The organism is Nocardia otitidiscaviarum NBRC 14405 (assembly GCF_000308635.1).
In the GTDB taxonomy this organism is placed as follows: Bacteria; Actinomycetota; Actinomycetes; order Mycobacteriales; family Mycobacteriaceae; genus Nocardia; species Nocardia otitidiscaviarum.
Genome location: NZ_BAGD01000085.1, coordinates 106,675 through 132,449, shown reverse-complemented (window position 1 = coordinate 132,449; position 25,775 = coordinate 106,675). Strand labels below are relative to the sequence as shown.

25 protein-coding genes are annotated in these 25,775 nt (G+C 69.4%); 9 read left to right on the top strand and 16 right to left on the bottom strand.

What is annotated here, in order from left to right; translation table 11 throughout:
* The 13 genes from ON31_RS19365 to ON31_RS19305 all read right to left on the bottom strand — a co-directional run.
* On the bottom strand, nt 1-717 hold a 717-nt coding region (locus ON31_RS19365), incomplete at its 3' end, for an AMP-binding protein (protein WP_157533730.1).
* A gap of 29 nt (nt 718-746) precedes the next feature.
* Nucleotides 747-2,375, bottom strand: coding sequence for a monocarboxylic acid transporter (locus ON31_RS19360; RefSeq protein WP_029924007.1), 1,629 nt, complete (start codon nt 2,373-2,375; stop codon nt 747-749).
* A complete protein-coding gene (locus ON31_RS19355) occupies nt 2,372-2,731 on the bottom strand; it encodes a DUF485 domain-containing protein (RefSeq protein WP_029924006.1) in 360 nt (119 codons plus the stop codon). Before ON31_RS19355 ends, ON31_RS19360 begins: the two co-directional genes overlap by 4 nt.
* 173 nt (nt 2,732-2,904) lie before the next feature.
* Complete coding sequence (locus ON31_RS19350) at nt 2,905-4,665, bottom strand: sodium/solute symporter (RefSeq protein ID WP_039815540.1); 1,761 nt, start codon at nt 4,663-4,665, stop codon at nt 2,905-2,907.
* A gap of 2 nt (nt 4,666-4,667) precedes the next feature.
* Nucleotides 4,668-5,030: a hypothetical protein gene (locus ON31_RS19345; protein WP_029924004.1), complete on the bottom strand. Its 363-nt coding sequence runs from the start codon at nt 5,028-5,030 to the stop codon at nt 4,668-4,670.
* Nucleotides 5,027-5,800, bottom strand: a complete 774-nt coding sequence (locus ON31_RS19340; protein WP_029924003.1) for a LytR/AlgR family response regulator transcription factor — start codon at nt 5,798-5,800, stop codon at nt 5,027-5,029. Before ON31_RS19340 ends, ON31_RS19345 begins: the two co-directional genes overlap by 4 nt.
* Before the next feature lie 72 nt (nt 5,801-5,872).
* Entirely contained in the window at nt 5,873-7,444 is a 1,572-nt protein-coding gene (locus tag ON31_RS19335; protein WP_039815536.1) for a flavin-containing monooxygenase, read from the bottom strand.
* Nucleotides 7,441-7,998, bottom strand: a complete 558-nt coding sequence (locus ON31_RS19330) for an SRPBCC family protein (RefSeq protein ID WP_063821531.1) — start codon at nt 7,996-7,998, stop codon at nt 7,441-7,443. The genes ON31_RS19335 and ON31_RS19330 overlap by 4 nt, the downstream gene beginning before the upstream one ends.
* Before the next feature lie 14 nt (nt 7,999-8,012).
* On the bottom strand, nt 8,013-9,587 hold the full coding sequence (locus ON31_RS19325) for a flavin-containing monooxygenase (protein ID WP_039815601.1): 1,575 nt from the start codon (nt 9,585-9,587) through the stop codon (nt 8,013-8,015).
* Nucleotides 9,588-9,613: 26 nt separating this feature from the next.
* Nucleotides 9,614-10,666 (bottom strand): alpha/beta hydrolase, encoded by a 1,053-nt coding sequence (locus tag ON31_RS19320; RefSeq protein WP_039815600.1) that lies wholly within the window; start codon nt 10,664-10,666, stop codon nt 9,614-9,616.
* Complete coding sequence (locus ON31_RS19315) at nt 10,663-12,207, bottom strand: flavin-containing monooxygenase (protein ID WP_039815534.1); 1,545 nt, start codon at nt 12,205-12,207, stop codon at nt 10,663-10,665. Before ON31_RS19315 ends, ON31_RS19320 begins: the two co-directional genes overlap by 4 nt.
* A gap of 7 nt (nt 12,208-12,214) precedes the next feature.
* A complete protein-coding gene (locus ON31_RS19310) occupies nt 12,215-13,075 on the bottom strand; it encodes an SDR family NAD(P)-dependent oxidoreductase (protein WP_039815532.1) in 861 nt (286 codons plus the stop codon).
* Nucleotides 13,072-13,929, bottom strand: coding sequence for an SDR family NAD(P)-dependent oxidoreductase (locus ON31_RS19305; protein ID WP_039815531.1), 858 nt, complete (start codon nt 13,927-13,929; stop codon nt 13,072-13,074). Before ON31_RS19305 ends, ON31_RS19310 begins: the two co-directional genes overlap by 4 nt.
* A gap of 200 nt (nt 13,930-14,129) precedes the next feature.
* Here ON31_RS19305 and ON31_RS34765 point away from each other — a divergent pair, with 200 nt between their 5' ends.
* Both ON31_RS34765 and ON31_RS19295 read left to right on the top strand, forming a co-directional pair.
* Nucleotides 14,130-14,804: a TetR/AcrR family transcriptional regulator gene (locus ON31_RS34765; protein ID WP_051037487.1), complete on the top strand. Its 675-nt coding sequence runs from the start codon at nt 14,130-14,132 to the stop codon at nt 14,802-14,804.
* Nucleotides 14,805-14,858: 54 nt separating this feature from the next.
* On the top strand, nt 14,859-16,256 hold the full coding sequence (locus ON31_RS19295) for an ABC1 kinase family protein (protein ID WP_039815530.1): 1,398 nt from the start codon (nt 14,859-14,861) through the stop codon (nt 16,254-16,256).
* Nucleotides 16,257-16,261: 5 nt separating this feature from the next.
* On the opposite strand, the gene ON31_RS19290 is transcribed toward ON31_RS19295, so the two are convergent.
* The 3 genes from ON31_RS19290 to ON31_RS19280 form a co-directional block, all read right to left on the bottom strand.
* Nucleotides 16,262-17,458 carry a sensor histidine kinase gene (locus ON31_RS19290; RefSeq protein WP_039815528.1) on the bottom strand — a complete coding sequence of 399 codons (1,197 nt, stop codon included), beginning with the start codon at nt 17,456-17,458 and terminating at the stop codon, nt 16,262-16,264.
* A 43-nt stretch (nt 17,459-17,501) separates the two neighbouring features.
* The gene (locus tag ON31_RS19285; protein ID WP_147287117.1) at nt 17,502-20,576 is read right to left on the bottom strand and encodes a DUF4132 domain-containing protein; all 3,075 of its coding nucleotides are present in this window, start codon (nt 20,574-20,576) and stop codon (nt 17,502-17,504) included.
* 204 nt (nt 20,577-20,780) lie between these two features.
* Entirely contained in the window at nt 20,781-21,029 is a 249-nt protein-coding gene (locus ON31_RS19280; protein WP_147287119.1) for a Scr1 family TA system antitoxin-like transcriptional regulator, read from the bottom strand.
* Nucleotides 21,030-21,033: 4 nt separating this feature from the next.
* On the opposite strand from ON31_RS19280, the gene ON31_RS36790 reads away from it, so the two are divergent.
* From ON31_RS36790 to ON31_RS19250, 7 genes are all read left to right on the top strand, one after another.
* Nucleotides 21,034-21,210: a hypothetical protein gene (locus tag ON31_RS36790; protein ID WP_157533728.1), complete on the top strand. Its 177-nt coding sequence runs from the start codon at nt 21,034-21,036 to the stop codon at nt 21,208-21,210.
* Nucleotides 21,211-21,294: 84 nt separating this feature from the next.
* Nucleotides 21,295-21,729 carry a GH-E family nuclease gene (locus ON31_RS19275; RefSeq protein WP_081592572.1) on the top strand — a complete coding sequence of 145 codons (435 nt, stop codon included), beginning with the start codon at nt 21,295-21,297 and terminating at the stop codon, nt 21,727-21,729.
* Nucleotides 21,730-21,831: 102 nt separating this feature from the next.
* Complete coding sequence (locus ON31_RS19270) at nt 21,832-22,107, top strand: hypothetical protein (RefSeq protein WP_115061567.1); 276 nt, start codon at nt 21,832-21,834, stop codon at nt 22,105-22,107.
* Between the two features lie 96 nt (nt 22,108-22,203).
* The gene (locus tag ON31_RS19265; RefSeq protein WP_039815522.1) at nt 22,204-22,605 is read left to right on the top strand and encodes a hypothetical protein; all 402 of its coding nucleotides are present in this window, start codon (nt 22,204-22,206) and stop codon (nt 22,603-22,605) included.
* A 342-nt stretch (nt 22,606-22,947) separates the two neighbouring features.
* The gene (locus tag ON31_RS34760) at nt 22,948-23,652 is read left to right on the top strand and encodes a GNAT family N-acetyltransferase (protein WP_147287120.1); all 705 of its coding nucleotides are present in this window, start codon (nt 22,948-22,950) and stop codon (nt 23,650-23,652) included.
* Between the two features lie 234 nt (nt 23,653-23,886).
* On the top strand, nt 23,887-25,110 hold the full coding sequence (locus ON31_RS19255; RefSeq protein WP_051037482.1) for an FAD-dependent oxidoreductase: 1,224 nt from the start codon (nt 23,887-23,889) through the stop codon (nt 25,108-25,110).
* 21 nt (nt 25,111-25,131) lie between these two features.
* On the top strand, nt 25,132-25,770 hold the full coding sequence (locus ON31_RS19250; protein WP_081592570.1) for a TetR/AcrR family transcriptional regulator: 639 nt from the start codon (nt 25,132-25,134) through the stop codon (nt 25,768-25,770).
* The last annotated feature ends 5 nt before the right edge of the window (nt 25,771-25,775 follow it).

The window sequence follows — 25,775 nt, the reverse complement described above, 5'->3', positions numbered from 1 at the left end:
CAGGTCGCGGTCGTCGGTCCAGGGGACCTCGATGCCGGTGCGGCGGACGACGAGGACGTGGTCGACGCTGGTCGCGCCGCCGTCGGTGGCGAGGGCTTCGTCGACGGCGGCTTTGAGCGGGGCGGCGGTGCCGCGTCGCCACTGCCCGTCGGTGGTGATGACGAGGCGGGCTTGCGCATCGTCGACCCGCTGCCGCAGCGCACTCGGCGAGAATCCCGCGAAGACCACGGAGTGGGTCAGTCCGAGTCGGGCGCAGGCCAGCATGGACACGATGGCCTCGGGCACCATCGGCATGTAGATGGCCACCCGATCCCCGGCCCGCAGCCCGAGCCCGGCCAGTGTGTTCGCGGCCCTGGACACCTCGGCCAGCAGCTCGCCGTAGGTGATGTCGCGGGAGTCGCCGGGCTCGCCCTCCCAATGGATGGCGATCTGATCGCCGTGTCCGGAGTGCACGTGCCGGTCCACGCAGTTGTAGGCGACGTTCAGCTTGCCGTCGGCGAACCACTTCGCGAACGGCGCGTCATCCCAATCCAGTACGCGGTCGAACGGCTGATCCCAGTGCAGTCGCCGCGCCTGCTCCGCCCAGAAGCCGAGCCGATCGGCGTCGGCCCGCTCGTAGAGCGAGGCGTCGGCATTGGCTGCCCCGGCGAACTCGGCGCTGGGCGGGTAGACCTCGGAATGGGTGACACTGCTGGACAATTCGATACTCCTTGACATGACGAGAGAGCGAGCCCGGGGACGGGCGGTCAGTGCACGACGGCCTTCTCGGCGCCGACACCGGTGAGTGAGCGCACCTCCATTTCGGCTGCCTTGACCGGATCCTCCTTGTCGCGGCCCACGAAGGTGCCGACGATGCCGAGCGCGAAGGCGAGCGGGATCGACACGATGCCCGGGTTGGACAGCGGGAACCAGTCGAAGCTCATCGACGGCAGCATGGCCGACTTGGAGCCGGAGACGGCGGGGGAGAACACGATCAGCACGATGGTGGAGAGCAGGCCGCCGTACATGCTCCACAGCGCGCCGGTGGTGTTGAAGCGCTTCCAGAACAGCGAGTACAGGATGGTCGGCAGATTCGCCGAGGCCGCCACCGCGAAGGCCAGCGCCACCAGGAAGGCGATGTTCTGACCGTTGGCGAGAATGCCGAGCCCGATGGCGAGCAGACCGATGATCACCGCCGTGATCCGCGATACCCGAACCTGTTTCGTCTCATCGACATTGCCGCGCTTGATGACACCGGCGTAGATGTCGTGGGCGAACGACGCGGACGCGGTGATGGTCAGGCCCGCGACCACCGCCAGAATGGTGGCGAAGGCGACCGCGGAGATGATGCCCAACAGCAGCACACCGCCGAGTTCGAAGGCGAGTAGCGGAGCCGCCGAGTTCTGACCGCCCGCGGCGCCCAGGATCCGGTCCGGGCCGACGATCGCCGCCGCGCCATAGCCGAGCACCAGGGTGAACAGGTAGAACGCGCCGATCAGGGCGATAGCCCAGACCACCGAGCGCCGCGCCTCCTTGGCGGTCGGCACCGTGTAGAAGCGCATCAGCACATGCGGCAGACCGGCGGTGCCCAGCACCAGCGCCAGACCCAGCGACAGGAAGTTCAGCTTGGACAGCTCGCTGCCGCCGTACTGCGCGCCCGGGGCGAGCACATCGCGCGCCGCCACACCCGCATTGGTGGATTCGGAGACGGTGCGCTGCGCGGAACCCAGGATCTCGGAGAGGTTGAAGCCGAACTTGGCGAACACCAGCACGGTCATGAACGCCGCACCGCTGATCAGCAGCACCGCCTTGATGATCTGCACCCAGGTGGTGCCCTTCATGCCGCCGACCAGCACGTACACGATCATGAGAATGCCGACCACGGCGATCACCAGGGCCTGGCCCGCCTCGGAGGTGACATCCAGCAGCAGCGCCACCAGGCCACCCGCACCGGCCATCTGCGCCAGCAGGTAGAACAGCGACACGGTCAGGGTGGTCAGCGCCGCGGCGGTGCGTACCGGCCCCTGCTTGAGCCGGAAGCTCAGCACGTCGGCCATGGTGAATTTTCCGGTGTTCCTGAGCATTTCGGCCACCAGCAGCAGGGCGACCAGCCACGCCACCAGGAATCCGATGGAGTAGAGGAAGCCGTCGTAGCCGTAGACGGCGATGGCGCCCGCGATACCGAGGAAGCTGGCCGCCGACAGGTAGTCACCGGCGATGGCGATGCCGTTCTGCGGGCCGGAGAAGCCGCGGCCGCCGGTGAAATAGTCGGCGGCGCTGGCATTGTTGCGGCTGGCGCGGATCACCACGACCATGGTCACGGCCACGAACAGGCCGAAGATCGCGATATTGGCGGCCGGATTGCCGACCGTCGTGGCGGCGAGATAGCTGGTCACGCCGGGCCTCCCTCGAGTTCGTTGCGGATGGCGGCGGCGCGCGGGTCGAGTTCGCGGTTGGCGAACCGCACGTACAGGCCGGTGATCAGGAAGGTCGACACGAACTGGCCGAGGCCGAGCAGCAGACCGAGATTGACATTGCCGAACACCTCGGTGGCCATGAAGTCGTGTGCGTACGCGCCCAGCAGCACGTACATCAGGTACCAGGCGAGGAACAGCGCCGTCATGGGAAAGACATAGCGCCGCAGTCGAGTTCGCAGCTCCTGGAACTCGGGGCTGGCCTGGGCGGCGACGAAGTCCTCGGCGGTGGGTACGCGGCCGGGCCGCGTGCCGTCGTCGAGATCGGTACTGCTCATGGGAGAGTCCTAGCGTGTGATGTGGCTTACTTCGCCAGAACCGTAACGAGCGGTTGGGGGCTGGAACACGGTGTGGCCTGGGTCACTCGGTGAACCCGCGCGATCGTGCGGTGAGCGGTCGCTGCGTCGCGACGAACGGTCGCCGCCGCAGGCCGCTCAGCGATGCGCGGCGATCATGCGGAGTGCAGGCCGCGCTCGCGGTCCGCGCCCATGCCGAGGCGTTCGGGAGCGTGCATGCGGACGAAGATGCGGGCCACCTCGCGCGCCGACTGGCCGCGAGTCAGCCTGCTGCCCAGCATCATCGTGAGGAAGGCGAGCGGAACGCTCACGGCCGCCGGATATCCCAGGATGGCGGCGGGCCAGCCGTTCGCCGCGGTGTCGCTGATCCCGCCCAGCACCGAGACCGCGGTCGCGCCGCCCGCGGTGAGCCCGCCGAGGACCAGTCCGGCCGCCGCGCCCGTCGCGGTGAGTCCGCGCCACCAGATGCCCAGCACCAGCAGCGGGCACAGCGTCGACGCGGCCAGGGAGAAGGCCAGGCCCACGGTGCGGGAGACGTCGAGGGTCGCGACACCGAACGACAGGCCCAGCGGCACCGCGCCGCCGATGAGCGCGGCCACCCGGAAATCCCGGATGCGCCCGCGCAGCACATCGGTGCTGAGCACGCCCGCGATACTCACCAGCAGCCCGGACGACGTCGACAGGAAGGCCGCCACCGCGCCGGCGGCGGCCAAGGCGGCCAACAGCTTTCCGGGCAGTCCGGACAGCACCGCGCCGGGCAGCAGCAGCACCGCCGCGTCGGAGGTGCCGGTGAGCAGCAGTTGCGGCACGTACAGCCGCGCCAGCGCGCCGAGCAGCACCGGGAACAGATAGAACACGCCGACCAGGGCGATGACGGCGAGCGCGGTGGCGCGGGCGGCGCGACCGTCGGGATTGGTGTAGAAGCGCACCAGCACGTGCGGTAATCCCATGGCCCCCAGAAACAGCGCGATGATCAGCGAGTACACCGCGTAGAGCGGATGCGGCCCGCCGAAGCCGCCGCCCGCCCGCACCCAGTCCGCGCCGTCGGCGGGTGCGCCGACCACGACCGGCACGGTGTCGCCGGGCTCGAGCACGACCGTGGTGTCCGCGCCGAGGGTGTGTTCACCCGGGGTGAGGGTGACGAGGCCGTGCACGGCGCGCCCGTCCAGGGTGCCCTGGATCGAGGTCACCTGCGGTGCGTCGGTGGGCATGCGCACGGTGACCGCCGTGGTGACGTCCACGGTGGTGCGCTGGCTGACCGTGGGCGGTGCGGGCGTGCCGAATTCGCGGTGGTCGCCGAGGAAGTGCACCAGCAGGACCAGCGCGGGCAGGGCTACCGCGGTGAGTTTGAGCCAGTACTGGAACGCCTGGACGAAGGTGATCGAGCGCATCCCGCCCGCGGTCACATTGGCGATGACGATCACGCCGACCGCGGCCGCGCCCACCCATCCCGGCACGCCGAGCAGGATGCGCAGCGTCAGTCCCGCGCCCTGGAATTGGGGAATCAGATAGAGCGCGCACACCAGCACCACGATCAGCGCCGCCAACCGTCGCAGGCGCAGCGAGCCGAGCCGGAACTCGGCGAAGTCGGGCACCGTGTAGGAGCCGGAGCGGCGCAGCGGCGCGGCCACGAACAGCAGCAGACCCAGATATCCGGCGGTGAATCCCACCGGATACCACAGCGCGTCGGCCCCGAATTTGGCGATCAGGCCCGCGACGCCGAGAAACGATGCGGCGGACAGGTATTCGCCGGATACCGCGGCGGCGTTGAGTCGCGACCCCACCCCGCGCGAGGCGACCAGGAAGTCGGAGGTGGTGCGGGCCAGACGGACGCCGAGCGCGCCGATGGCGACCGTGGCGACCGCCACCAGCACCAGTGCGGCGAGGGTGAGCCCGGAGGCCGGGGCGGTGTCCACCCTCAGTCCTCGGCCAGTTCGGCGAAGTCCTGATCATTGCGATCGGCCAGCCGCAGATACACCCGGCCCGCCGCGTACAGCAGCGGAGTGGACAGCACACCCAGCAGCAGCCACGGCAGCCGGATGCCCAGCACCACCGTCGAACCCACGCCGAGGGCGAACAGCACGGGCAGCGCGCCCAGCACCGCGACCACGACCAGGCCCGTCCGCACCGCGAGGCCGAACTGCGCCCGAATCAGCCCGTCGATCATGGCCGCACCGATCTCGGTCTGCTCGGCCACCTCCACCCGCGTCCGCACCATGCGTGCCCCGCGCCGCTGCGCCAGCACCACCCGCTGCCGCACCGGTCGCTGCGGGCCGGTCATCGGGCGGGCTTTCGCGGGCGGATGAGTCGTTGCTTGAGATCGCGCACCTGGCGGCGGCTCACCGGCAGCTCCACGGCCGGGGCGGAACCCTCCGCGCGCAGGCACACCACGGTGCCGGTGCCGACCGTGCGCAGGCCGGTCACCATGCGCAGCGCGATCAGATATGAGCGGTGAATCCGTACGAAACCGGCTTCCCGCCAGCGTGCTTCGAGTTCCGAGAGCGGAATCCGGATCAGATGCGACCCGCTGGCGGTGTGCAGCCGCGCGTAGTCGCCCTCGGCCTCCACCCAGCTCACGGTGGATCGCTCCACCAGCCGGGTGACCCCGCCGAGTTCGACCGGCAGTACCTCGTCCGGATCGGTTCGAGTGGGCCGATCCGCCCGCGCGGCCGCGATACGCCGCACCGCCTCGCCGAGCCGAGCCTCCCGCAGCGGTTTGAGCAGGTAGTCCGTCGCCCCGATATCGAACGCGGCCACCGCGCGGTCGTCGTGCGCGGTCACGAACACCACCGCGGGCGGGTCGGCGAAGGCCGACAGGATGCCCGCCAACTCCATCCCGTCCAGTCCGGGCATATTGATGTCGAGGAAGACCGCGTCCACCGGATGCGCGCGCAGCAGCCGCAACGCCGTGGTGGCATCGCCCGCCCGATGGATCTCGCCCACATCCGGCTGGGCGCGCAGCAGATAGACCAGCTCATCCAGGGCCGGTTGCTCATCGTCGACGGCCAGCACGCGTAGCGCGCCCGGTCCGCTGTCGCTGGTCGGGGTCACAATCGGGTCATCGTAGGCCACCGACCGGACATCACGGGCGAAGCTCACGAATCCGCCCGCACCGGGCGGGGGTCAGTCCCGAGCCAGCACCGCGTCGGGCCTGTCCACCGGTGGTTCGACCGCGGCGAGATAGCGGTAGGCGTAATCGTCGCGGTCGAAGCGGGTGGCCCTGCGGTAGGTCTTCCACAGCGACCAGGGCCGGATGTAGGGGGATCTGCCCTGGGAGTTGACGAAGTAGCTGTTGGAGCCCGCGCAGCGGTTCTCCAGGTAGTAGGCCAGATTGCGGCCACTGCGCAGCATGTCCCGATGGAACCGCTCCTGTGCCTCGGCGCGCACCTCGACCGCCGTGGCGCCCCGGCGACGGGTCTCGTCGATGACCGCGGCGATATGGCGCATGGAATTCTCCACGAAGTAGTGGAAGGCGGTGCCGGTCCAGGAGTAGGGCCCGATCATGATGAACCGGTTCGGGATTCCGGCGACCGACGTGCTGTAGTACGCCTTGAGTTCCTCGGTGTTGTAGAAGACGCCCAGGTCGAAGCCGTCCCGGCCGATGACGGTGCCGGGCCGGTAGCTCTCCGGATCGGAGAACACCTCGTAACCGGTCGCCAGCACCAGGGCGTCGATCTCCCGCTCGACCCCGTCGACGGTGCGGATGGCGGCGGGCTCGACGGCCGCGATGCCGCTGGTGATGAGCTCGACATTCGGCCGGTTCAGGGTGGGGAGGTAGTCGCCGCCCAGACCGCCGCGAATGCAGACGATGCCGAACCCGGGTCGCAGCTGTCGGCGGATCGTCTTGTCCTTCACCTTGATTCGCACCCACCCCGCGTAGGCGCGACGTCCGGCGAAGTCGACCAGGCGAGCGCCGAGTCGCCACAGCGGCGCGGGCGTGAATACCGCCACGCGCAACAGGGAGTCGATGACGACCTGCGCGATGCCGTTGGCCACGGCGGAGCCGCCGGGCAGCGCGAGGACGCGTTGCATCCACGGACGCAGCACGAAATCCGGCTTGGGCAGATAGACCTGGGGTGTGCGCTGGTAGATGTCGAGTCGTTCCACCAGTGGTGCCAGTCGCGGGGCGATCTGCATGGTGCTCGCGCCCACGCCGATGACGGCCACGCGCTTGCCGGTGAAGTCGTAGTCGTTGTTCCAGTCCGACGGGTGCATCCACACGCCGGTGTAGTTGTCCAGCCCGGGGATGTTCGGGTTCTTCTTCGGATTGATGTACGCGCCCACGGCGCTGATCACGAAGCGTGCCGTGATCACCTCGCCGGACGCCAGGGACAGTCGCCACAGCAGGTTGGCGTCGTCCCATTCCTCGCGGACGATCTCGGTGCCGAACCGCATGCGGCGGGGCAGATCGTGATCGGCGGCGACCTGCTCCAGGTATTCGAGGATCTGGTCGCGTTTGGCGAACAGCCGGTCCCAGTCGGGTTTGCGGGCGAAGGAGAACTGGTAGGTGGTGCTCGGGATATCGCAGCCCGCGTCGGGATAGTCGTGGGTGTACCAGGTGCCGCCGAGACCACCGACCCGATCGACGATGAGGAAGTCGTCGATCCCGATCTCCCGTAGCTTCACTCCGGCGCAGATGCCGCCGATGCCCGCGCCGATGACGACGACTTCGTACTGTGGTTGCTCGGTACTCATCTCGTGACACCCTTCGCGATCTCGTGAACTCGGCGTTCGAACAGCGGCCCCACCCCCGCGACGCGATAGGCCAGTCGCCACAGCGGCGGGAACCAGGTCGCGAAGCGCAGCGGCAGCCGGGGCGTGACCGCCACGGTCCAGGCCACCGCGGTGCGGTCGCCGCCGAGATCCTCGAAGGTCATGTCCTCGGCGTACTGGCGCACCAGCAGGTACTGCATCCAGGTGCCGCTCACCACGCCGAAGGTGATGCGGCGTTGCGGCTCGTAGCGCCAGAAGCGTTCGCGCTCGACCCACAGCACGCGCAGCGGGTCGAATACCGAACCCATCTCACGTATCACGCCGACGCCGCGGGCCGGTGAGTCGTAGCGCACGCCGGTGCGGGGGATCGGCAGCCAACTCCAGGCGCGGTCGTCGTCGAACGCGGTCCACACCGCCCGCAGCGGTGCGTCGATGATGCGATCGACGGTGAAAACCAGTGCGGCGGTGTCGAAGACGGAATCGTCGACCGGTTCCGCCGCCGGGTACTGGGTGTGCAATCTCGTGGTGACAGGCATAGGTCTCTTCCTGGTCAGGGATGGGTGGGCAGCGCCTCGGCGGTGGGCCGCGCCGCGTCGTCGGTGTCCGGGGTGAGGTCCCGTCGAGCGGTGTAGCGGTAGTGGTCGAGCGGGAAATGCCGGTTGCTCCAGTACATTCCGAGTTGCGTGGTGGCCCGGAACGCCGGTCCGTCGCCCTGGTAGTTGATGTAGTAGGTGCGCGACTCCGCGCAACCTTGCTGGAACAGATAGGTGTTGCGGTTGCGGGCGTACATGCGCGCGAAGTACTCGTCGTGGGGTTCGCGGCGGATCTCCGCCCGGGTCGCGCCGCGGTGCAGGGCCTCGGCGATGACCCGTGCGCTGTGCGCGGAGGTGGCCTCGATCAGGGGAATGACCGAACCGGGCGCGTAGCCGTAGGGGCCGAAGATGTGGAACATATTCGGATAGCCGGGGACCGAGACTCCCTCATACGCCTGGTACTTGTGGGAATCCCAGAACTCGCCCAATTCCGTTCCGCCGCGGCCGTACACCGGATACGGCGGGGTGGCCCCGCGGTCCATGACCCGAAATCCGGTGGCGGTAACCACCAGATCGAACCCCCGATGCGTGCCGTCGGCGGTGACGATCCCGGTCTCGTCGAAACGCTCGATCGGGGTGGTGACGAGATCGACGTGCGGCCGGGTGAAGGTCCTGAGGTAGCTGTTCGAGATCGAGGGTCGTTTGCAGCCGAGCCGATAGGTCGGGGTGAGGGAACGCCGCAGCGCGCGGTCGCGGATCTGCGTGAACAGATACGCCTTCAGGAACGCCTCCCCGGCCCCCAGGACGGCGGAGGTCGCGCGGGGATGGCCGGAGAGCGCGAACCCGATGCCGAGGAAGGCGTTGACGGCCACGTTCCCGACCAGCCGCACCGCCTGCTGCGCGGGCGGGAAGTCGAGCACCCGATTGCTCACCGCCCCCATCGGGAAATCGGGTTTGGGTGCGACCCAGATGGCGGTGCGCTGGAATACCGTCAGCCGCTCGACCCGCGCCGCCAACTCGGGTATCACCTGGAGTGCGGTCGCGCCGGTGCCGATCACGGCGACCCGCTTACCGCGGTAGTCGTAGGAGTGATCCCAGCGGGCGGTATGCATGAGTGTGCCCGCGTATTCGTCGATCCCCGCGATCTCCGGCGGTTTCGGCTGCTCCAGCACGCCGACGGCGCTGATCAGGAATCGGGCGGTGATCTCGTCACCGTCCGTGGTCGTCACCCGCCACAGGTCGGCGGCCTCGTCGAAGCGGGCGGCGGTGGCCCCGCAGTTCAACCGGAGTTTGTTCCGCAACCCCTGCCGGTCCACCACTTCCTCGGCGTAGCGCTGTATCTCGTGACCGGGGGCGAAGAATCGCGACCAGCGGGAGCGCTGCTGAAAGGAGAAGTTGTAGATCGGGGACGGAACATCCACGGCGACACCGGGATAGGTGTTGGCGTTCCAGGTGCCGCCGACCGTCGGCCACTTGTCGATGATGAGGAAGTTCTCGATGCCGCGGCGACGCAGCGCGGTACCGGCCCCGATACCGCCGAAACCCGCGCCGACCACGAGCACGTCGTAGCTGGGAGTGGTGCTGGAGTGCATACGTTCTCGCTTGTCGTAGTTCGCGGTCACGCCGCGGTGGTCCGGTCGACGTCGCCTGCGACCGCGCCGGAATCGAGCGCCCGCCGCACGAAGTCGGCGAGGTCGGCGATGGCGGCGCGAGCGTCGGGCAGCACATCCGCGCCCGCGTGGAAGACATGGATGGCGTTGTTCCAGATCTGCAGGGTGTGCGGCACCCCGGCCTCGGCGCAGCGCCGAGCCAGCGCCTCCGCATCCGGCAGCAGCACTTCGCTGTCGCTGACCTGGATGAGAGTCGGTGGCATTCCGGCGAAGTCGTGATTGACCGGCGACCACATCGGATCGAGGACGCCGTCGCGGGCGAAACCGATCAGGGCCGGAACCGTGAGCGACCGCGCCGACAGCAGCGCGTCGCGCCGGTCGTTCGGGTGGTCGCGCCGGATCGCCGGATCGAGGTCGGCGAACGGGGCGATGGCCGCGATCGCCGCCGGGAGCGCGATGCCCCGCGCCCGAGCGGCGAGCGCGGCCGCGAAGGCCAGCCCGCCCCCGGCCGAATCACCGGCGAAGACGACACGCTCCGCCGGAATGCCGCGATCGAGCAGATAGCGGTAGGCCGTCACGGCATCCTCGACCGAATCGGTCAGGTGTGCCACGGGCAGCTGCCGATAGTCGACATTGAGCAGCGCGGTGCCCGCGGTGCGGGCGATGCGGGCGGCCAGCCGCCGATGACTGTGCAGCCCGCCGGTCAGAAATCCGCCGCCGTGGAAGTAGAGGATCACTCCCGCTGCGGGCTCGCCGGGTCCGGGATGGTCTCGGTGCCAGAGCCATTCGGCGCGGAAGCCCGCGAAGCGCACCGGTGCGCGCCGGGTCCCGCGCGCCGCCCGCAGCGGGTACGCCGCCAGGTCGGCGGCATTGGCGATCCGGAACGCCGGATCGCCACGCAGCGGTGTGCGCTCGGCGAGGACACTCAGCGCGTCGACGGCGGGTCGCAGGGTGGCGCGCAGCAGCGCGTGCGCGATGCGCAGCCGGAGGCTTGCGCGGCTGCGGAACTCGACCTCGACCCGGCCGGGCGTCCGGACGGTGGCAGGCACCGGCGCGGTCATGCCGACACCGCCGCCGGTGCGCATGTGCCGTAGCGGTAGTCGTCGAGCGGAAAGCGCCGGTTGCCGCGCCGTGCGGCGAAGAATCCCGACGGCCGCACATAGGTGGTGTCGCCCTGCGAATTCCGGTAGTAGGTCGGCACATGCCCGTTGAGTTCGGCGAGGTAGTAGCGCAGCGGCGCGCCCCGGCGGTGGATGGTGCGGTGATAGGCGTCGGCGACCTCCTTGCGCACCTCACACCAGACCGCGTCGCGGCGGCGGGTCTCGGTGATGGCGCGGACCGCGTGATCGGCGGTCATCTCCACGAAGGCGTGCCAGCCCGAGCCCGTCCACGAGTACGGGCCGACGAGCGTCCAACGGTTGGGCAGACCGGGCACCGACACGCTCTGGTATGCCTGCAATCCCTGCTCGGCATAGAACTTCGCCAGATCGAATCCGTTGCGGCCCAACACGGTTCCGGGGCGGTAGGTCTCCGGGTCGGAGAACACCTCGTACCCGGTCGCCATGATCAGCGCGTCGAACCGGTGCAGGCTGCCGTCGGCGGTGCGCACGCCGGTGGTGGTGATCTTCTCGATCGGATCGGTCACCAGCGCGACATTGTCCCGGTTGTAGGTCCGCAGGTAGCTGTTGGACAGCGTCGGCCGCTTGGCGAGCAGACCGAAATTCGGGGTCAGCCGGTCCCTGGTGGCGGTCTCGGTGATCACGCGCGCCAGGTAGCGGCGATACAGGGCCTGGCAGGTGGCGTCGAAGCGATCCATGGTCGGTCGCGACACCGCGCCCGGCATGCCGACGACGGTGCGCAAGACGAGATCGACCGCCACCAGCGCGGTCCCGTGCAGCAGCGGCTGCACCCCCGGGACCGCCAGTACCCGGTGCAGCGGGGCCGGAATCGGGAAATCGGGCTTGGGCAGCGCCCACACCGGAGTGCGCTGGAAGACGGTCAGCCGCCCGACCTCGGGGGCGATCGACGGAATGATCTGCACCGCACTGGCTCCGGTGCCGATGATGCCGACTCGCTTGCCGGACAGGTCGTAGTCGTGATCCCAACTGCTCGGGCGCAGCACCTTCCCCCGGAACGACCGCGCCCCCGCGATGCCGACATCGGCCTTGGGACGGACGAAGGCGCCCACCGCGCTGATGACGAAACGCGCCGTGACCGTGGAGCCGTCCGCGAGGTGCAGCACCCAGTACCCGGCCGCGTCGTCCCATTCCTCGCGCTGTACCTCCGCGCCGAACCGGACCCGCTCGTGGACGCCGAACCGGTGGGCGACCTCGACGTGGTAGCGCTTGACCTCATCGCCCGGCGGGAACACCCGGCTCCAGGTGGCCTTGCGGGCGAACGAGTACTGGTAGGCCAGCGCCGGAATATCCACTCCCAGACCGGGATAGTGGTTCTCGTGCCAGCTGCCGCCGACCTCGTCCGCGCGTTCGAGCACCACGAAGTCGTCGATGCCCGCGCGGCGCAGTTTGACCCCGGCCGCTATCCCACCGGGACCCGCACCGATCACCGCGACCTCGTACTGCGGCTGTGCTGTGTCGTTCATGGTTGTCTCACTTCGCAATTCGATCGAGCAGCGGCCGCAGGCGGAGCAGCAGCGCATCGGCGACCTCCAGGGACCCGACGCCGCCGATGCCCCGCATGAGGGCGGGGGACAGGCGCAGCCCCGCGTAGGCGAGCCAGGCCTCGACGTTCACCGGCACCACCGCGCGATTCCGGTGCACCGCGGTGTCGATGACGCGGGCGACCTTCTCCGGGCCCGCGAAGGCCAGACCCTGAACCCGACCGGCCTCCGCACGCCAGGCGGCCTGCCGTTCCGCATCGAGTCCGGCGCGTTCACCGTGGGCGACGAGATCGGTGCGGATCGCGCCCGGACAGATCGCGGTGACGCCGATTCCCTTGGGGCGCAACTCGACCCGCAGGCATTGGCTCGCCATCAGCGCCGCGGCCTTGGCGGTCGCGTAGGCGGGGACGTACCGGGCGGGCAGGAAGGCCGCCGCCGAGGACAGATTGACGATATGTCCCCGGATCCCGGCGTCGATCATCTGCCGCGCGAACACCCGCGATCCGTAGATCACGCTCATCAGGTCCACGTCGACGGTGCGCTGCCACTGTGCGGCGCTCATCTCGGTGAAGCCGCCGGTATCCATGATCCCGGCGTTGTTGACCAGCAGCCGCGCCGGTCCGTATTCGCCGCGCACCCATGCGGCGCAGTCATCCCACTGCGATTCGCTCGACACGTCCAGCCGGTAGGGACGCGCGCTCCCGCCCGCGGCGGTGATCTCCTCGGCCACCGCGCCCGCGCTGGCCTCGTCGATATCGGCCACCACCACGCGGTAGCCCCTGGACGCGAAGCGGCGCGCGGTCTCCCGGCCGATACCCGCGCCCGCGCCGGTCACCACGGCGGTGCTCATCGGGCCGCTCCCAGCACCCGATCGGAGAGGTGAACGACCCTCTCCGCCAACGGCATCCGGACCAGTTGCGCCAGGCCGCGCAGCAGCCCCGGCGACAACCGCGACAGATACCACCCCGCCCAGCCCTCGATGCCCACCGGAACGGTCGACAGGTTCCACCGCACGGCGCGCTCGACGGCCGCCGCGACGCGATCCGGTGAGCGGCCCAGCAGATGTTGTCCGCGGGCGAGTTTCGCCGCCCACTCGGCGGTGCGGAGGTCGTCGGCTCCGGCGCGGGTGCCGTTGGCGGACAAGCCGGTGTCGATCAGCCCGGGACAGACGGCGCTCACCCGGATGCCGCGTCCGGCGAATTCGGTGCGCAACGCCTGGGTGCCCATCCAGGCGCCCGCCTTGGCGGTGACGTAGGAGGGGGCCAGGGAGTTCGGCAGGAACGCGCCGACCGAGCACACGTTCACGATCGCACCGCGCACACCCGCGTCCACCATCTGCTGGACGAACACCCGGGAACCCCACAGCGGTCCCATCATGTTGACCGCGATCATGCGCCGCCAGTCGTCGCCGGTCTGCTCCAGGAAGCCGCCGGAGATCAGGATTCCCGCATTGTTGACGACCAGTTCGGGCACGCCGTGGTCCTGGCGCACCCGGACGGCGAACAGCTCCCAGGCGTCGGCGTCGGCGATATCCAGGTAGCGGAACTCCGCCCGGCCGCCCGCCGCCCGCACCAACCCGACCGTTTCGTTGCCGCCGTGCCGATCGATATCGGCGACGATCACGGTCATTCCACGTTTCGCGAGCCGCAGCGCGGTCGCCCGGCCGATACCGCTCGCGGCCCCGGTCACGACTGCCGGTGTCATAGTTCGTTCACCCGTCGTTCGATCATGACGCGACTCCTTTGTCGTCACTCCGTCGAAGATCCACAAGAGCGCCACCACCTGGTGGTAATTAGCGGATGTGGATGTCATCAAAATAAACTGTCCCAGACGATCACGCAAGGGGGTCGGGTGCAGCGGTATGCGGGGCTGCGGTCGGTGGGGCGGCGCATACGATGTGCTGGATGACCGAATCAGCCAAGCGTGGACGGGGTCCCGGGCGTCCGCGCGACGAGCGGAACGCCGAGCGCCGCCGCCGCGAACTCATCGCCGCCGCCTACCGCGTATTCACCACCAAGGGGTACGCCGCGGCCTCCGCGGCGGATATCGCCGCCGAGATCGGCGTCGGCTACGGCACCTTCTACCGCTACTTCGACAGCAAGCGCGCGATCCTCGACGACGTCGTCGACTACGGTCTGGATCGCATCCTCACCGAGATCGCCGGTGATGTGTTCGAACCCGCCCTGGACCGCGACGAGATCACCCTCGAACAACTCGTCGCGACCTGGACCACCGCCGTCGAGCGCATGTGCCGGATCGCCGAATCCGATCCGGCGCTCATGCAGGCGCTGCTGTTCGAACTGCCCGGTATCGACGAGGAACTCAACACCCGGATCATCGGGCTCGGCGGGATACTGGCCGCCACGGTCGGGCGATTCCTGGCCCGCGCCGTCGACGCCGGGGTGTTCCGCGACGACGTGGACACCACCGAGGTCGCCTGGATGCTCATGGCACTGACCATCCCGCCGGTGATGCGCACCCTGCAGGGGGAGGGGGAGCCGAGTCGGCGCGCGTACACCGACACCGTGCGCGCGGTACTGGCCCCGGGTCTGTGGACGGCCCACCCCGCACCGCATTAGTCGACGTCGACGTCTGCTAATCTCGGGCCACTGGCCGAGGGAAGAGGTCGTGAGATGACCGAGCCGATACCCACCTCGCGGCTCGTGCGCGGAGCGAAACTGGGAAAGCTGGTGGCGGACCAGGCTTTTCGCGGTGCGGGCGTCACCCTGGCGACCATGCGCGACACCGAGGAGCAGCGCCTCGCCCGGACCGAACGCGCGCTGGCGGATGCCGCCGAGGACATCGTCACCGTGCTGGGCAGCATGAAGGGGCTGGCCATGAAGGCCGGACAGCTGCTGTCGATGTTCGATCCGCTGGCCGCGCTCGACGCCGCCACCGTCCCGTCGCACCAGCGCGAGCGGTTTCGGCGTCGGCTCGCCGCACTCTACGATCAAGCGCCCCAGCTGCCCTTCGCCCGCATGCGCGCGGTGATCGAGCGCGACCACGGGTGTCCGATCGGCGAGCTCTTCTCGGATTTCGACGAGCAACCCATCGGCGCGGCCTCGATCGGACAGGTCTACCGGGCCCGGCTCCGGGACGGCCGCGCCGTCGCGGTGAAGGTGCAGTACCCGGGTGTCGACGTGGCCATCCGCGCCGACCTGAAGAATCTCGCGCTCGTCATGCGCATGATGCGCACGGTGGCCCCGGCGCTGGCCGAGCATGCCATGTTCCGCGAGCTCACCACGCACTTCGCCGAGGAGACCGACTACCGCGCGGAGGCCGAACACCATCGGATGGTCGGCGAGATGTACCGCGGCCATCCGTTCATCCGGATTCCGGAGGTGGTCACCGAGCTGTGCACCGGGCGGGTGTTGGTCACCGAACTGGTCGAGGGGCTGGGATTCGACGAGATCTGCGCGCTGCCCGCCGCCGACCGAGATCGCGTCGGGGAGGTCCTGTTCCGCTTCTACGTGGGGACCATGGCCCGCGAGCACCGGTTCACCGGTGACCCGCACCCGGGCAATATCCTGCTCGCCCCGGACGGCGCGGTGGTATTCCTCGATTTCGGGCTGTTCAAGCATATGAACGACGCCGCGGTGGAATTCGAGCTGTCCTGCGTGCGCGCGGCCGTGGAGTACCGCGCCGCGGATCTACGCGAGCTGCTGGTGGATTACGGTGTGCTGGAGCCGGATTCGGCGGCCACCGCCGAACAGTGCCTACGTCTGCTGCATGAGGTGTCCGGCTGGCTGTTCACCGACGCCGAGATCCGGGTCGGCGCGGACGCGGTGTCGAAGGCCCTGCTGGCCCTGGTCGACCCGCGTCGCGGCTATTTCGAGCACTGGCGACGCGAGTACGCGCCCGCCGAACACGCGTTCGCCCGCCGCGTCGAGTACGGCACCCTCGCGTTGCTGGGTAAGCTGCGTGCCAGCGGCAACTGGCACCGCATCGGCCGGGAATGGTGCTACGGCGACACGCCGCGGACGGAACTCGGTGTGCTGGAGCACGATTGGCTGACCGACCGGACACGGTGACGGCGTCACGCGCGGATGCCCGCGCGGAACTTCGGCACCCGCATGCTCACCTTGGTGCCCGCGCCCGGCGCGGTCTCCACGACCAGGCCGTAGTCGTTGCCGAAGGCGGCGCGCAGCCGGTCGTCCACATTGGCCAGGCCGACGTGCGCGGCCTCGGAACCGGCGGTGCGGGAACCGGATTCGACGGCGTCCAGAGCACCGGAGCGCAGTAACTCCGGGTCCATGCCGACACCGTCGTCCTCCACGCTGATCACACAGTCGGTGCCCTCGTCGAGGGCCACGATGCTGACCGTGCCGCCGCCGGGCCGCGGCGCGAGACCGTGCCGGACGGCATTCTCGACCAGGGGTTGCAGGGCCAGGAAGGGCAGGACCACCCCGAGCACCTCGGGGGCGATCCGGAGGCGTACCTGGAGGGCGTCGCCGAAGCGGGCGCGTTCGAGGGCGAGATAGCGGTCGATATTGCTCAACTCGTCCGACAGCACCGTGAATTCGCCCGCCGCCCGGAAGGAATAGCGGGTGAAGTCGGCGAAGTCGAGAATGAGTTCGCGGGCGCGGGCGGGGTCGGTGCGCACGAACGAGGCGATGGTGTTGAGCGCGTTGTAGATGAAGTGCGGGCTGATCTGGGCGCGCAGGGCCCGGACCTCGGCGCGGTCGAGGCGGGCGCGGGAGGCGTCCAGTTCGGCCAACTCCAGCTGTCCGCACACATAGCGGGCCACCTCGGCGAGCGCGCCGAGCATACCGGGCTCGGGTTGTACGGTGGTGACGACGCCGAGCACCCCGACCGGGCCGGTGCTGTCGATCAGCAGCGGCTGCGCGATGAGGATGCGGCGCGGATAGGCCCCGTTCTCGGGTCCGGCATCCAGCACCCGGCGTTCCCCGTCCACCGCGCGCCGGGCCGCCTCGGTGAACCGGTCGGCGAGGTCGGCGTGCCCGCCGTCCCACGCCAGCAGTTGCCCCTCCGGATCGGCGATACCGAGCCCGTCGGCCGCGGTGAGGGTGCGCAGGTGCGGCGCGGCCTCGCTGGCCGACTCCTCGGTGAGGCCCCGCCGCAGCGCGTTCGCGGCCAGGGAGGCGGTGTGCAGGGTGCTGTGCACCGCGCGTTCGGCGGAGGTGGTCACGGTGCGGCGGGTGCGCGGCCACGCCGCGATGGCCGCGGCGATCAGTACGCCAGCGACCAGCACCGCCACCGCCGTCGCCGTCACCGGACACGCCTCGGGTCACCCATGCAGGGATTATGACCGTTCGCTAGTGGCGCTCATGCCGCAGCCAGGCGATATCGCGCAGGATTTCCGACACGGTGACGGTGTCCAGGTCGCCGAAGGTGATGCCGCCGGAGGTCGAGCGGGTCGGATGCAGCCGCACCTCGATGGACTGTTCCGGCGAACCGTTCAGATCCCAGGTCGGCAGGCCCGGGTCGCAGCTCAGGTGGAGGACACGGCCGTGCGGCAGCGGTTTCTCGAAGCTGTCGATGTAGCCGCCGTCGCCGGTCTCCGGGGGCAGCCAGCCGCGTGACGCCAGCCCCAGCAGGCGCGGCCCCTCGACCGTCGCACCCGCGTCGCCGAGCACGTCGCGGTCGCGGAGGTCCGTGGGCAGCGTGTGGGTCTCCCGGTCGAGCTGGGGGAAGGGTTGCAGGAGTTCGTAGTCGGCGAAGATCTCCCGCCAGGACGTGAGCTCACCCGGAAACCGGAGCGGATGGGCGACGCCCAGCACCGCATCGTCGGTGAGGGTGACCCCGTCGTCGGCGCTGTCGGCGAAGCCGCGATCCTCGGCGATACGGAAGGTGGTCGTCAGCGCATCACCCTCGTAGACGCCCCAGACCAAGCGGCGGGTCACCTGCCAGCGCAGGGGATGGCCGATGAACAGGGTGCGCAGTTCGTCGACGGTGAAGCGGCGCTGGACCACCATGGCCCGCTCCAGGCGGCGGATCTGATCGGTGGCGATCGTCCGCGCGTTCTTCTTGAGCGCGCGAAAATCCTTGTGGGCCTGTGCTGCTCGCTCCGGGTCGTCGTGTACTCCGGGCTTGGGCAGCGAGCGGACCTGGGTGCCGTCGGCGGTGGCGACGGTCGGGCGCAGCTGTTCGTCGAAGCCGACCACGAACCGTCGCGGTCCGAAATCCAGGACGGCGGTGCCGTCCGCGCGCAGCCCCAGATCCGGCACCAGGCGATCGGCCAGTTGATCGGCGGTGAGCCCGAGCCGCTCCGCCACCGCCTCGATGCGCTCCTTCGCGCCCTCGCGCACGCGAGTGGTCTTGACCTTCTCGCCGATATGCCGCAATGCCAGCAGCGCGGCATCGGAACCGATGGCGACGAAGGCGTCCAGCGCCGACACCGAGCGCGGATCGGAACGATGGGCGCGGACGTGGTGGAGCAGCGCGGCCACCGTGTCGTCATCGCCGAAGGAGCCGAGGGCGTCGTACACCCAGCTGTGCCGGGTGGGCGCACCCGCCCGCTGCCACTGCGAGAACAGTTCCCATGCCAGGTCGGCCAGCGATGCCGGATCGCAGTGCCGATACACCTGTGCCACACCGGCATACGGCTCGAACGGGTCGGCCAGCATGAGCATGACGAGCAGATTCTCCACCGCGGCGGCGGGGAGGGTCGCGCCGTCGGCGGTGCGCACCGAAGGAAGTGCGGCCGTATTGATCCAGGCCGGAACCGCCGGGAGTCGGGCGGGCAGCAGAGTGAGGGGATCGGCCGCCAGCAGCGCCGCTACCGCCGCCGTGGCCTTGTCGCCGTATTCCGCTGCGGCGGCGTGTATGTCGCCGTCGTGGCCGTGTGCCGCCAGTAGTCGCAGGACCCGGGTGGCGAGGCGGCGGTCCTTCGCCGCCGACCCGACAGCGCGAGGGATCAGCACGCGGGCGACGTGGTGGGCATGGCGGCGGAGATAGCGCAGTGCCCCGGGGCGTAGCGTGCGCCGGTCCAGGCGGGTGATCGCGAGGTCGATCAGTTCCGTGCCCGCGTAGGGAACGATCGCGTCCTCCATATCGCGGGGGTACTCGCGCGCCGCGGCCACGACCATCGGGTAGGCGGCGGTTTCGAACGCCGCGATGGCGGCCTTGACCTGTTTCGACGGTCCGTAGAGCCAGCGCAGCCGGGAGGCGGCCAGTATCGGCAGGGCGCGCTCGGGGCCCGCGAGCACCAGCGCGCCCAGAACCTGCTCGGTGAGCGTGCCGTCGGTGCGGCGCTCGAGGGTCTTGTCGAGATCCGCGTAGTCGTCGGGCCGTACCAGGTTCCGCCATTCCTCGCGTTCGCCCGGCAGCCATGCACAGTACGGTTCGGTGGGCGCCGCGAGTTCCGGCACCACCGCGGCGGCCTTGCCGCGTTTGCGGTTCTGCCAGGGCGGATTCCGCAGTATGCCCGGTATCCCGATCTCGTCGGTGGTGGGTTGAGAAGCCATCCGGCCCAGTTCGCTGGTGATGAGTTCGGCTGTGGCGGTGGGAAGTTCGGGTCTCAGCCGCCGCGCCAGCTCGGGGTGGCCGTGAATGTGCTCACGCAGGATGTCGCCGTGGGCGCCGGGATCGAGCAGGCGCAGGGCCCGCATCGGGAAGCGTGCGGCCGCGCCGCGGACGGCGGCGAGCGCGGGCGGACGGAAAATGCGGGCGGCCAGCGCCGCGAACGCGGCATCCGTGGGTATCACGCCGAGCGCGTCCGCGATCGGAACGCGCAGCGCCTGCGTGGTATCCGGGTGGTCGAACCAGTGCGTCAGCATCTCCACGACTTCGAACCCAACCCCGTCGACCACGGTGATCGCCATCCCGGGCGTATCGATGGCCAACCCCTCGGTGCCGTACCAATATCCGGTGAACAGCGAATTCAAGCGCCGCAACTGCGCCACCGACCAGGCCGCGTCGACGAGCAGCCGCGCATCTCCCTTGGACCCGGCCGCCACCGCCTCCTCGATATCCGCCGCCACCCACTCCCGCCGCGACGGCAACAACACCGACGTGAGCACGCGCGCCCACCGCGACGTCCCTCGATACCGCTCCAGCACGGCGACCGCCGCCGCCAACTCCTCCTCCGAACACCCTGCGAGGCGGTTGCGCAAGGCCCCCGACACCGCCCGCATCTCCCGCACCTCGCCCCGTGCGTCCCACTGCGGCGGACGCACCCACGACGGCTCGGTGACCGCCCGCATCAACACCTCGGCCGTGAACCCCAACCCCCGCACCGCACTCCAGGAGTCGAGCAGCGCACACACATCCGTCACCGCCCGCCGCCGCTCCCCACCGCTCAGGTGATACAGCAGCTCCACCCGCCTACGCAGCAACGCCGCAGCGGATTCCACCCCCAGCACCCCCGCCTCCCCCGGTACCGCACCCACGCCCACCGCACCCCGGGGCGCCCGCAACAACCCATCCCGTCGAAACAACAGCTGCTTCAACTGCTTTGCCGTCGGCTCGAAAACCGACTCGCCACCCACCCGGCCCGTGGCCGTCGAACGGTGTGCGGTTACGGCCATCGATTCCCCTGTCAGCGCGCTCGGCGGTTCGTCGACGACTGTAGTCACCGGTACCGACGCCGGCTGCTACCGGCGTTCCTCGAGTTCGGCCATGATCAGTCGCCGAGTCGATTCGCCGTAGACGGCCTGCTCGGACAACTGCGTGAACATTCTTCCGTAGAGGGCGATTTCGCGCGGTTGGGTGACCGACAGTTCTGCGGTGATCGTCTCAACGTGGACGAGGCGATTGTCGAACATGATGAAGCCGTTCGTGGCGGGAGCCTGGTACGTGGCGCGTTCGGGCAGAATACCGAGCACTACTCGGGGCAGTGACATCGCGGTGAGCACCGCCGTGCCCGCGCAGCAGCGGGCGGCCCGGTATCTCGAGGATCTGGACGCGGGCCGGGAGGAGGACACCACCCTGGCCCGCCCCGACTGGCGGGCCGCCCGTCAGCGTGCAACAGCGTTCGGCGCGTCGCGGCTGATGTCGCGCATCAGAACGCCGGTTCCCGTCTGAATCACATTGCAGCGCAAGTACGATAGGACGACGGTGGGTTGCGGGCGCCCACCCTCACGGAAATGCTTCAGAAGGAGCGCCACGATGAGGGCCGGTTATCAGCATGAGCTCGCATTGCCCGAGGACATCGGATTCGATGTCACCTGGACCCCCGACGCCGCGGTCCATCAGCCGACTGTCGACGCCTACGTCAATGGTCTGGCCAAACCGGGCTGGTACACCGATCCCAACCACCTACGCGCGTCGCGGGATACCCGGATCTGGATGCTGTCTCACCGCGAGTTCCGTCCCGTGGCCGATCCGTGGAACCCGCAACGCCAGCTGCGAATCTTCCTGTGCGAGAGCTGCCGTAACGGTGTGTCGGAGAGCGGCGTGGAACTGGGCCACATTCGGAGGTGGCGCGACCATCTGAAGTACGCGGCGGTCGCGACCCCGGCCGAGGCAAAAGCGGCGTACAACGATCTCGGCAATCTGCGCCTCGAGTGCCGTTCCTGCAACGCCAGCCACGACTGGGAGTAGGCCCGTTTCGGCCTACTGCGTGCGAGTGTCGGTTTCGGCTCGGCCGGATGGGTACGGCTATCGATGATCCGGCGGTCGCCGGGCAGTCGATCGGATGGCGCCATGACCGAACCACGTTCCGCTCAATCGGGAGGTGGCGGCGCCGATCAGGAGCGCCAGGACTGGGCCGAAGGGCTGGTCGCACGCTTGGACGGCCCGATGAGCGCCCTCGGGGTGGTGTTCCTGTTCGTCGTGCTGGGGCAGACGCTGGCGCGGTCACCGGTTCTGATCACCGTCTTGGCGGTCTTGGCGTGGGGGCTGTGGCTGATCTTCGCCGGAGAGTTCCTGCTGCGGCTCTACGTGGCCCCGCGGCGCGGTCGCTTCCTGCGAAAACACTGACGGACGCGCGCCACGACCCGGCCGCTCCCGACATGGTGGGGGAGTTCACTCCGGACACCCGGGTTTCGGGTCGGGCAGTACGGGCATCCAGCCTGCATGAACGGAAACCAGGACCCGGCCGACGAAATGGGCCCCGGCGACACGCTGAGTTCGACGGAGAGCCTGGACCCTGATGACGTACGCAACGCCGACGACGACACCGTGGTCGCACCACCGGAGGATTGGCGCGCCGCGGACAAGTACGGCATGACCGAGCGGGAACAGCGCATCGGCGAACCCCACGCCGCCCGCCTCGACGCCGAGGAACCGGACGTCAGCGCGGACCGGCGCAACCCCGACGCGGGCCCGCCCACGGAGGAATTCTCCCCGCTGGACACATCCGCCGTCGTCACCGACGAGAACGCCGAGGACACCGATCCCCGCCCTACCCGCCAGCATCGCGGGCAGGTCGACGACACCCCGGAAGACGGGGAGTCCTACTTCCCGATCGTGGAGTAGCGGACCCGACTCCTGTCCGAGGTTCGATCCGAGTCGTGAACCCGCGGGCGACCGGAGCAGCGGTGGCCCGATGACATCGTGATCACCGGCGGTGGGGGATCGGCGCGGCCACCAGTGCAACGTGCTGCCCACGGGTCGCATGTACTTCGCTGCCGCCGTGGCGCATTCGCCGTGGAAGCTGTAACTACCTCTGGCCGGGCCGGTGGGTGTCGGCTGGGGCGGCGATGGTCCTCGGTGACTGCGGGTCACCACATCCGGTACTGTCGAGCTACCCCGCGATCCACTGTTGGAAGGGTGCTTTTGTCGAGGTGGTCCCACGTCCGGGGCGAGGTCCTCCAGCGAGTGAGTGCCGTCATCGCCCTTGTGGCAGGTGTCCGCCGCCGACCGCTGGTGGAATCGGCCGAGCACCTACGAGCTACGACGAATGACTGTGAACGCGGCGACGCAGTCGGCGGAAGAGCAGCCGCTGCACTCGATTTCGGTGATATGCGGCACGGCCATGATGAACCGACCGGGACCGGCGGCGCACCGGATCCGGCAGATCGTGCTATGCGTGACGACGCCCTCGATGTTCGTCGACTGACCGCCGAGGATTGGAAATGCCAGCGAGAAGTAACTTTTCGTTCCATCGCGGACGCACCGTGGGCGTTCAAGACCACTCTCGAGCAGGCGGCGGCGCGGACGGAGCAGGAGTGGCGGGCGCTGGTCGAGTCGGCGATGAGCAGGTTTGTCGCGACGCGGGATGGCAAGCCGGTCGGCAGTATCGGCACGGTTGCCGATCCCGGGCGATCCGACACGTTGGAGATTGTCGCTGTGTGGGTTGCCGCCGAGGCCCGTGGAAGCGGGACAAGTGACCGGCTGCTGCACGCTCAGCTGCAGTGGGTGCACGACAATGGTTACCGTCGAGCGGTGCTGTGGGCTCGGCAGGACAACGCTCCGATGCGACAGTTGGCCGAGCGGCACGGCTTCGCTCCCACCGGTCGTACCAGAGACAGCCCGGGCGGCAACGCCATTCCGACAGTGGAGATGAGCCGGGACCTGTCCTGACGGCCGAGCGGACCTGAGCCGCTGCGCCGCCGCGCGGCCACCTTCGCCAGCACGATCGCCACATGCGGAGCGACCGCAAGCGCCGCCGCGAACGGTGACAGCACCGGAGTCAGGAGCATTCCCGGTGCCGATGGCTCGTGGGTACTCGGATTCCCGAATCCGTAGTTACGAGCCCGTAGTTACGTTACCGTATCAAACGTCGGAAGCGAGCGGGCAGGACAAGGGGAACCGTCGATGAGTGCGAACTGTGTGGTGGTGGGGGCCGGGCCGGTGGGGTTGGTCGGGGCGCTGGCGTTGGCGCGGCGGGGTGTGGCGGTGACGGTGGTGGAGGCCGAGGGGATGGGGCGGATGCGGCCGGGGAGTCGGGCTATCGGGTTGTTCGCGCCGACCGTGCGTCGGTTCGATGCCGTGCTGCCGGGGCTGGGGGAAGCTGTTGCGGCGGCGGGGATTCGGGTTCGGGGTTATGACGCGTACTACGGGGAGCGTCGGGTGTTCGGGTACCGCTCCCGGCGCGGCGTGCTGGGGCGGGTGATGCCCAGCGAACTGCTGGGTGTCAGTCTGCCGCAGACGGTTACCGAGAACCACCTGTACGAGGCGTGCGTGGCGCACGGCGTGCGGTTTCGGTGGGCGTCGCCGCTGATGCGGTTGTCCAGCAATCCGGACGGAGTCGAGATCGAGCTCGAAACCGGGGACACCCTTTCTGCCGCATACGTTATCGGGGCCGATGGGGCGCGCTCGCGGGTACGGGACGAGATCGGCGCGACCCTGCGGGGTACGCCGGACGACACCCGATTCGTCATCGTCGACGTCGCCGACCATCCGGACGGCACGACACCGCACATGCCGGGCTTCTTCCAGTACAACTGTCCCCGCCTGGGTGGACGCAATGTCATGCATATGCCGTTCCAGGGCGGGATGCGCATCGATCTGCAATGCCTGCCCGGCGACGACGCCGACTACTGGTCCGGTCTCGACGGCATCCGGCGGTGGACGGCCGAGATCGTCGACCCCTGGTACGGGGAACACGTGACCTGGGTGTCGAGCTACCGCTTCCACCAATCGGTCGCCGACACCTACACCGACCCGCACCGGCGGGTCCTGCTGGCCGGGGAAGCCGCGCATCTGTTCGCGCCGTGGGGTGGAAGAGGGCTCAACTCAGGGGTTTTCGACGCCACCGATGCCGCCACCGCCATCGCGCATGCCCTCCGCACCCCCGATCCGCACCGCGCCCGCCGCGCGATCGAACGAGTCGCCTGCCACCGGCGCGCCTGGGGCATCCGCAATCGGGACCTGTCGTCGCGCGCCCTGCGGATCATGCGCGCCGCCGAGCCCACCACCCTGCGCGTCCGTGATCGGGCGGCCCGGCTCGCGCCCGTATGCTGGCCCGCCGGAGCCTGGTTGGCCAACGCGCCGCTGCAAATGGCGCCGCCACCGGTCGGGTTGCGCGGCCTGTACTGAGCACCGCATACGGTGAACCGTATGCCCGCTCCCCTCGAGTCGCCGCGGAAACGTCAACCGCGCATGGACCTGGAAGTCCGTCGCGTCCAGGTCCTGGACGCCGCCCTGCGGCTGGTTGTCCGCGACGGCTACGCGGCCGCCACCATGGAGGCGATCGCCCGTGAGGCGAAACTCGCCAAACCTCGTGTCTACGCCGCCTATCCGGGCCGCGGCCCGCTCCTGCTGGCACTGCTGGAACGCGAACAGCGACGCACCATCGACACCCTCGCGACAGCCATGCCCCCCTTCGACGACGACAGCGACTTCGAAACCATCCTCACCTCTGCCGCCACCAACCTGCTGCACGCCGTCGTCGAACATCCGGAATCCGCCCTCCTGCTGACCGCCCCCGCCGACGACGCCCCCGCCGAAGTCCGCGAACACGCCGCCCGCGCCCGCGCATTCGCCCGCGACAACCTGCGCGCCCTCATCGAATGGGCCCGCCCCCGCCGCCCCGACCTCAGCCGCCTGGACCCCGAACTGCTGTCCATCGCACTGCTGGCGGTCGGCGAACAACTCGTCCGTCTGGCCGTCACCGACCCCGACCGCTACCCCCCGACTCACCTTGCCGACTTCGTCACCACCGCCGTCGACCATCTCAGCCGCCCGTCCGGGACCTGATCGCG